The 1,063-nt window shown below is 76.5% G+C and carries 1 protein-coding gene; it reads right to left on the bottom strand.

All coding sequences use genetic code 11. The features are described from left to right. Positions 1–996: hypothetical protein (locus SACPADRAFT_RS32320; protein ID WP_198048274.1), on the bottom strand; the 996-nt coding region annotated here is incomplete at its 3' end. Between the last annotated feature and the right edge of the window lie 67 nt (positions 997–1,063).

Below are 1,063 nucleotides of genomic sequence, written 5' to 3'. Positions count from 1 at the left end.
GCTGACCCCGCCGAGCACCAGCTCGGTGCGGACCGTGCGGACCCCGGTGGACTCCGGCTCGGCGCTGTCCTGGCCGGCCGTGCCGGGTTGCCCGGCCGCGGTCGGGGACACCTCCGCGTCCGCCGCACCGGGCTCCGGGTCACCGGGCTCCGGGTCCCGGACGGTGGCCTGTCCGGGTAGTTCCGCCCCGGACTCCGGCCCGCCCGGATCCGCGGTGTCGTCGGTGTCGTCAGTGTCGTCGGTGTCGTCGGTGTCGTCGGTGTCGTCGGTGTGGTCGGCGTCCGTCGGGTCCGTCGTATCCGCCGTGTCCGGCCGCTCGGCTCCCGGTTCCGTGGCCGGGGCGCCCCGGCCACGCGGTGTGCCCACGGGTTCCGGATCGCCATCCGGGACGATCCGCGTCTCGATGCGGACGACCCACCCGGACACGGCCGTGACCGCCCCGGAACGCCACCCGTCCTGGCGGAGCAGGTCGTCGAACGCACCGACGCGGCGGACCGTGACGTCCGAGACGGCCCGCTCCCCCGTCCGGACCGCCGTCGGTGGTCCGAACGGGAGGCCTTCCCGGCGCACCCGGCCGGATCCGTCCGGCAGGTCCACCCGCGTCAGCGCACCGGTGCGGTCGAGCAGGGACAACGATCCGGACGCCTCGGCCACGGTCGCGTCCGGTGCGGGGCACCGCACCGACGTGGCCGCGTCGAACGTCAGGACGGTGGTGCCCGTTCCGCGGTCGGTGAGCGTGTAGCCGGAGCGCGCCGTGGCCGCGGGCACGCGGCTGTCGGTGAGTGTGGCGGACACGTCGTGCGGGTCGAGGTCGAGCGTGTAGTTCGGCCCGGTCGCCCGCCGCTCACCGTCGGAGTCCGGCAGCGCCGAGCGCCCCTCCAGGGACGAGGTGCCGGGGGTCGCGGGTGAGCGCTGCGTCTCGCTGATCACCGAGCCGCCGGGACGGCCCCACCCGTCGTCGAGCACGGCCAGCGAGGCCACGTTCGCGTACGCCACGGGCCCGGACGCACGGTCACCGTCCTCCCCGGCGCGGGCCGGCAGAGCCCCCAGCGCGACGACGAGC

Source organism: Saccharomonospora iraqiensis subsp. paurometabolica YIM 90007 (assembly GCF_000231035.2).
Classification (GTDB): domain Bacteria; phylum Actinomycetota; class Actinomycetes; order Mycobacteriales; family Pseudonocardiaceae; genus Saccharomonospora; species Saccharomonospora paurometabolica.
The sequence above is the reverse complement of the archived record's forward strand: the minus strand, read 5'-3'. Positions and strand labels throughout refer to the sequence as shown.